The sequence below is a fragment of the Arthrobacter sp. 35/47 genome (assembly GCF_000520475.1).
Lineage (GTDB): Bacteria > Actinomycetota > Actinomycetes > Actinomycetales > Micrococcaceae > Arthrobacter_D > Arthrobacter_D subterraneus.
Map to the genome: position 1 here is coordinate 1 of NZ_AZHY01000350.1, position 6,541 is coordinate 6,541.

A 6,541-nucleotide genomic window follows, 5' to 3' on the forward strand; every position below is an offset into this window, starting at 1 on the left:
CGCACCTCCGGCCTTTCGCTTTACAGGGCCGCGGCCACCCGCTCCAGCCGTTCCAGCCACCATCGGGTGCGGTCCGGCGGAGCGGCGAAGCGCTCCAGAAGCTCCTCCGAAACCGGCACGGGGCGCACCGCCAGCCAGCCGGCGTCGGGCAGTAACGGCGCGGGAGACACGTCACCGTCCATCAGTGACAGGGTGGCCAGTCCGCAGGCGTAGGGCAGGTCGGGAAGCGACGCGGCGAGCGCCACCCCCGCGCTGATGCCTACCGACGAGTCCAGGGCGGAACTGACGACGGCGGGAAGCCCGGCCTGCGCCACAATGTCCAGCGCGCGCCGGACCCCGCCCAGCGGCGCCACCTTCACCACAAGCAGGTCCGCCGCGTCCTCCCGCGCCACCCGCAGCGGATCCTCCGCCTTGCGGACGCTCTCATCCGCGGCGATCAGGACGGGCAGTCCGCGCCGCTGCACCTCCAGCCGCACGGCGCGCAGATCGCTGACCGCCATGACCGGCTGTTCCGCGTATTCAAGCCGGTAGGGAGCCAGCGCCTCCAGCGCCGAGAGGGCTTCGGTCACGTTCCAGCCGCCGTTGGCGTCGATGCGCAGGTTGGCCGCGGGCAGCAGGCGGCGCACTTCGGCGACGCGCGCGACGTCGTCGTCCAGCGACTGCCCGCGCTCGGCCACCTTGATTTTCACCGCGGTGACCGCACCGAAACGGGCAAGGACAGGTTCGACGCCGGCCGCCGCGACCGCGGGGACGGTCGCGTTCACGGGGACGCGGCTGCGCACCGGCGTCGGGAATCCCTCCCAGGCGGCCTCCACCGCGGCGCGCAGCCAGGCCGCTGCCTCGGCGTCGTCGTACTCGGGGAAGGGGGCGAACTCGCCCCAGCCCGCCGGTCCGCACAGCAGCAGCACCTCGCGGTGGGTCACCGAGCGGAAGCGGACCCGCATGGGCAGGGAGACGACGCGCGCGGAGGCCAGCAGTTCCTCGGTGGTGGGGTGCTCCATCCGCCCAGCGTACGCGGAAGCAGCCTGCAGACGAGTCAAGCCGATACCGGAACCTTTACGCAGTTGTGACAGTGTTAAACGCGTGAGCACCCAGCACCCAACCAAGGCACGCCGCTTTTCCACGGCCGCACGGCACCCCGTGCTGTTTGTCCTCGGTGCCCTCGGCTGCTTCCTGGCGTTGGGGTGGACGTACTGGGCGTTCGTCCGCACCACCACCGGCCAGTTCGCGGATGAATCAGCGTGGGCCGAAGCTGGGATCGCGGCGCCGGACACCCAGGGCCCGTTCCTCCGCTTTCTCGACAGCCTGCCCGTGATCTCGGTGTTCATTGCGGCCGCCGTGATACTCTTCGTCACCCTGGGACGACGGCGGTGGGCAGCCGCCGCCATAGCCCTCGGCACGATCGTCGGCGCCAACCTCACCACCCAGGTACTGAAGAACCTCCTCTTCGACCGGCCTGACCGGGGCGTACCCACGCTCGACTTCAATTCCCTTCCCTCCGGCCATACGACGCTCGCCGCCTCCGCCGCGGCTGCGATCTTCCTGGTCGTCTCGCCCCGCTGGCGGCCGCTTGCCGCGGCTGTCGGGGGCACCTACTCCGTCCTGGCGGGAGCGGCGACCTTCATCAACCTGTGGCACCGGCCTGCTGACGTGGTCGCCGCGTTCCTCGTGGTGGGGGCGTGGACCCTGATCGGCGGTCTCCTGATCATGCGGAACGGCAGCCGCTGGAACGTGTGGGACGGTTTCGGCGAGTTCTGGGCCGCGTCACGGGTGTGGCTGGCGCTGTGCTGGGTCCCGGGCCTGATCGGGCTGGCCCTGTCGCTGGGTTTGTACGTCTACGTGCAGCTGAGCGGCCCGGCTCCCGTGCCCGGTACGGCCGGTGTGCCGCTGTTCTTCTGGTCCGGGCTTTCGCTCATTGTCGGCGTGGGCTACACGCTCAGCGCGACGGCCTGCTGGCTGTTCGGCTGGCAGGCGCGGCTGTATGGCCCGGACTCAAGCTAGGGTCGGTCCAGCCGCGCCGGCCGCCGCGGCACCCACCGCCACAGAATAAGCGCCCCCAGCAGGCCCAGCACACCGGTAGCCCAGATCCCACCCGCCAAGGATGCCACTGCGGTCACCGCCGACACCGTTCCGGGACCGGCCATGGTCCCGATGTCCGTGAGCAGCCGCCAGAGCCCCAGGAACTGCGGGCGGCCGGGCGTGGGCGAGAAGTCGGCGCCGAGCGTCATGACAATCCCTGACCCGATGCCGTTGCCGAAACCGATCAGCAGGGCCACCGCCAGCAGGCTCGGTGCGTCCCCTGTCAGGGGCAGCAGGAGCAGAGCCGCCCCCATGATCAGCATGCAGGGAACGGCGACCCACCGCCTGCCATATAAGTCCATCACCTTTCCCGCCGGGTAGAAGATGAGCATGTCGATGGCGCCGGAGAGGCCGTAGATGAGTGCCGTCGTCGTCGGGTCCAGACCGATCTCCTGTGCCCAGAGCGGAAGCACGGCCTGCCGGGTGGCCCGTACCGCCGCAATCAGGAGCACGCCCACTCCCACAGTCCCGAGGACCGGGGCGTGGCTGCGGACAATCCTCCTCATCGTGGGCGGGGCAACCGCGGCGGCGGCCGTTGCCGGCGAGGTGCGGCGGGCTCCCAGCTCTGGAACCTGGATGCTCAGGATGGAGGCAAGAAGGGTGGCTCCGGCACCCACCCAGTAGGCGCCGTCGAGTCCGAGGACACTCATTGCGAGCGCTCCCGCGAACGGGCCGAGGAAGACGCCGATGCGGGTCACCCCGCCCAGGGTCGAGAGCGCACGTGCCCGGAAGTGCAGGGGCACGGCCTCGGTGAGGTAGCTCTGGCGGGCAAGGCCGAACACCGCTCCGGCCATCCCGATCATGAAGATGGCCGCCGCGAACACCGCCAGGCTGGTTGCGGACAGCGCCAGGATCATCGCGGCGGAGCACCACAAGGATGCGCCGACCAGCGCCCAGCGCTCGCCGAAACGGGAGGTGATCAGGGTGGCCGGAACGTTGGTGACCAGCGATCCGATGCCGGTGAGGGTAAGGACCAGCGCGGCGGTTGCCACATCGGCGCCCAGCTCGGTGGCCGAGAGCACGATGACGGGGACGATCGATCCGGTGGCTGCACCATACAGGAGCGACGGACCGTAGGCGCCGACTGCGATCTTCCGAAGACTGAACGGTTCCTGGCGCACCGTTCAACGCTAGCGCAGAGCAGCGTCCTTCCGCGGCACCAGGAAGAAGCCGACGATCGCGAGGACTCCGGCTATCCCCTCGGCCACCGCGCTCACGGTCTTCTCGAAGAACCACAGCGGCTCATACATTGCCGGGATGGGACCGACCTGCGGAAGCTGGATGTACACGGAGAGTACGACGGCGGCGAACGCCGAGAGCGCCACCACCGCTGCGATGGCGTAGGACAGCCGGCTCCCACGGATCAGCACGTAAAGCCCTGCGAGGATGGCCGCGGCGGCCTGGATCCGGAAGAGGTTCCCGCCGCCGATGCCGTCCGGATACGCCTGCTGATATTGCGGCGCGAGGACAAAGTGCACGTACGCGTCGACGGCGAGCCCCAGCGCAATGAGTATGCGAAGGCCCATCATCAGCGGGGCCGATCGTCCGTGTGCTACGGGCCCGTGTGCTGCGGCGCTAGCCATCACTGCTCACCGTCAGGGTCCCCGTCATGTTCGGGTGATAGGTGCAGATGAAGGGGTAGTCGCCCGGTTCCGACGGTGCGGTGAAGGTGGTGGTCTCGCCGCCTCCGACGATGGCGTCGAAGTCCTCAGTCTCGGTGGTCGTCACCGTGTGCGGAGCGGTGTCTTCATTGACCACGGTGATTTCGGCGCCGGCGGGCACAGAGTCGGGCATCTCGTACTCGAAGTTGACGATGGTGATGACGATTTCCTCGGCCGGTGCCTCCTCGGTTGGTTCTTCCGAGGCCGCCCCGGACGCCGTCTCTTCTGTTGTTGCCTCAGGTTCGGCGGCCGTTGTTTCGGCGGCGCTTGTTTCAGCCGGCGGGGCTTCGCTGGTTGGTTCGCCATCGGACCCACAACCGGCCAATCCGGCCAGGGCCGCTGCAAGCACGAGGCCAAGGGCGCTGCGTGGGATGTTCATGGTGGTCCCCTCACTGCCGGCTACCAGTCTTCACCCAGCCATCCCTGCGAGGATTACTGCGGAAGATTATGCCGAAAGAGTACACCCGCGAGAGGCCCACATGACCGCCGTCACAAGGAATCCACAGGATCTTCACGTGGTGCTCCTAGGAATCGACGGCGCAGGCAAAACCACGTCCGCCCGGTCGGTGATCCAAGCGCTGCAGCAGCAGGGCATCGCGGGCACGCTGTACCGCAATCCGGGCGGGCGGCGCACGCTCGACCGCTGGGCTGCCCGTCACGCACCCACGGCCGAAGCGCTGCTTGGTCCTCACCGCCTGGACGCGCTGGAGAGCACCCTCCGTGTGCTGGCGGTGCTGCGTTCAACACTGCAGGCACGACGACGTCGCGGCGTGGTCCTCTTCGACCGCCACCTGCAGTGCCAGCTGGCGCTGCGTCACGTGCGCAGACTTCCGGCGGGGGTTGTGCTGCCGTGGCTGCTGCGTGTGCTGCCTCAGCCCGATCTTGTGGTGTATGTGAGCGTCGATCCAGAGACCGCGCAGGGCCGCATCGCTGCACGGAACACCGACACCGAAAGCCTGGAATTCCTTACTGCGCTGGACGCCGCCTACCGGCAGCTCTCCGGGTTCGGGGAGTATGCCGTCGTCGATGCGGAGGGGACGGAAGCGGATACCGCAGCCGGTCTCCTCGCGCTGATTGAGGCGAGGCTCCGTCCTGGCATGCAGTCCCGGTCAGCTCCTGCCGGACTGGCGCTCCAGCCACTTCCAGTGGGCGAGGGTGCGCAGGCGGGTCAGTAGTGCACGGGACTGCTCGGGGCCGTAGGGCAGGATGGGGATCGCCTTGGTCATGTCCACCGAGGCCTCGTCCATGGCGGTCTTGGTGACCCGGACGGCGCTGCGCATCTTGTTCAGCTGGGTGTCGACAAAATCGACGTCCACCGCGGCGCCATGCCCGGGGACGTAGACGTCGTAGAGGTCGTCCAGGGCGGAGATCTTGCCGAGCGTTCGGATCCATTCCGTTGGGAAGGAGTCCTCGAAGCCCGGGTCTGCGCCTTCCTCCACCAGGTCTCCGGTGAACAGCACGTTGCCGGCACCGACCAGAAGGTCGTTGTCCGTGTGGCCGTGGCCCAGATGGAACAGCGTGACCGAAATGCCGCCCAGATCCAGGTCGACCGGTGACCCAGAAACGTGCTTGTTCGCGGGGTGGAGGGCCGTATGCTCGCCATCGCCGGCTGCCATGGCCGGCTCCATCCCGGCCACCTGGGCCCGCTGACTGTCCCCGCTTTCGCTGACGACGGCGGCGCAGCGTCCGGTTGCCCAGAAATCCTCAACGCCGTGGGCAGCGAAATACGCGTTGCCGAAGACGTGGTCAAAGTGCGAGTGGGTGTTCACTACGGAGAGAGGCAGGTCGGTCAGCTGCCGCACCGCGCCCAGGATCTGCGCCGCCTGCACCGGCCCGGCGCCGGTGTCAATTACCAGCGCGCGTTCCGATCCAACCACCAGTCCGGTGTTCACACCGAAGGGATCGCTCTGAAGTTTCCACACGCGGTCCCCCAGCTGCTGCCAGGGGTGGGACTGCTGTTCGACGCTTGGCTCAGGCATGTGTTCCTCTCTTTGCGGCTGGCTCTTAGCCTATCGGCAGGGCAGCGGTGCGAGTGGTTGGGTCCCAGGATCAATGGCGGGATGAGCCGCTGAGACGGAGTGCCGCCGAGATAGCAGCACACTCCAATCACCCGTGCGCTGATCCCGCCCTCATCGCACTGGGTATCGTGCGACCCTTACGCGCACCAGTCGTTCACGCGGTGCTCTCACTGGATCGCAGATCGGAAGATGCGCGTTGAGGGTTCCCGAATCGATCCCACAGGCGGCACTGCTTGAACAAGACGAGCAGGCTTGAAGCCATCGGATGGGGCTCGCCGTAGTTTGGTTAACCCTCCTATAATAATGAGCTCTTGCGTCCTTCGAAGCCAGCTTGTAATCAGATATGACACTTGTTACAGTTATGACAGTTAGCAGGTAGCTTCAATGGGATGAAGCAAACATCGGGAAGAGTGAATCACGTGGCACACAACACGTTGGAAGCTTCGGCAATTGCCGTCGAGGATCTTCAGCAAGTAGAACGTCTTGCGGATAACCTTCCGCAAGGATCTGCCATCGCAGTCATGCTGCAGAACATCGTTCACGCTGCTCAACGAGGTATGGACGTCTCTTTATTCACCTCAGACCGCGAGTTATCACCTAATGAAGCAGCAGAACTTTTACGCGTGAGCCGAGCACACCTGACCAAATTAATGGATCGCCAGGTGATCGAGTTTCACCGCGTTGGCAGTCATCGCCGCATAAAGATGAGCAGCCTGATGGATTATATCGATCGCCAGGAACGCGCACGCGCTTTTGTCGCTCATGCAGTGGGCACGGTCAATC

The 6,541-nt window shown here is 66.7% G+C and carries 8 protein-coding genes; 3 read left to right on the forward strand and 5 right to left on the reverse strand.

Annotated features, from left to right (window positions below; all coding sequences use genetic code 11):
• Positions 1-20: 20 nt before the first annotated feature.
• Positions 21-1,001 carry an o-succinylbenzoate synthase gene (locus X803_RS0100185; protein ID WP_026543546.1) on the reverse strand — a complete coding sequence of 327 codons (981 nt, stop codon included), beginning with the start codon at positions 999-1,001 and terminating at the stop codon, positions 21-23.
• 82 nt (positions 1,002-1,083) lie between these two features.
• Between X803_RS0100185 and X803_RS0100190 the strand changes: the two genes are divergently transcribed.
• On the forward strand, positions 1,084-2,001 hold the full coding sequence (locus X803_RS0100190) for a phosphatase PAP2 family protein (protein WP_026543547.1): 918 nt from the start codon (positions 1,084-1,086) through the stop codon (positions 1,999-2,001).
• On the opposite strand, the gene X803_RS0100195 is transcribed toward X803_RS0100190, so the two are convergent.
• The 3 genes from X803_RS0100195 to X803_RS21195 are packed head-to-tail and all read right to left on the reverse strand — an operon-like array spanning position 1,998 to position 4,119.
• The gene (locus X803_RS0100195; protein WP_026543548.1) at positions 1,998-3,200 is read right to left on the reverse strand and encodes an MFS transporter; all 1,203 of its coding nucleotides are present in this window, start codon (positions 3,198-3,200) and stop codon (positions 1,998-2,000) included. The genes X803_RS0100190 and X803_RS0100195 overlap by 4 nt on opposite strands.
• A gap of 9 nt (positions 3,201-3,209) precedes the next feature.
• Positions 3,210-3,608, reverse strand: coding sequence for a hypothetical protein (locus X803_RS16785; protein ID WP_253907358.1), 399 nt, complete (start codon positions 3,606-3,608; stop codon positions 3,210-3,212).
• Positions 3,609-3,654: 46 nt separating this feature from the next.
• On the reverse strand, positions 3,655-4,119 hold the full coding sequence (locus tag X803_RS21195; RefSeq protein ID WP_035777309.1) for a cupredoxin domain-containing protein: 465 nt from the start codon (positions 4,117-4,119) through the stop codon (positions 3,655-3,657).
• A 136-nt stretch (positions 4,120-4,255) separates the two neighbouring features.
• Here X803_RS21195 and X803_RS22005 point away from each other — a divergent pair, with 136 nt between their 5' ends.
• Entirely contained in the window at positions 4,256-4,915 is a 660-nt protein-coding gene (locus X803_RS22005; protein ID WP_162149168.1) for a dTMP kinase, read from the forward strand.
• Here X803_RS22005 and X803_RS0100220 read toward each other — a convergent pair.
• Positions 4,850-5,719 (reverse strand): MBL fold metallo-hydrolase, encoded by an 870-nt coding sequence (locus tag X803_RS0100220; RefSeq protein WP_026543550.1) that lies wholly within the window; start codon positions 5,717-5,719, stop codon positions 4,850-4,852. The genes X803_RS22005 and X803_RS0100220 overlap by 66 nt on opposite strands.
• Before the next feature lie 458 nt (positions 5,720-6,177).
• Here X803_RS0100220 and X803_RS21200 point away from each other — a divergent pair.
• Positions 6,178-6,541 (forward strand): helix-turn-helix domain-containing protein (locus X803_RS21200; protein WP_162149169.1); only part of this gene is annotated, 364 nt, incomplete at its 3' end.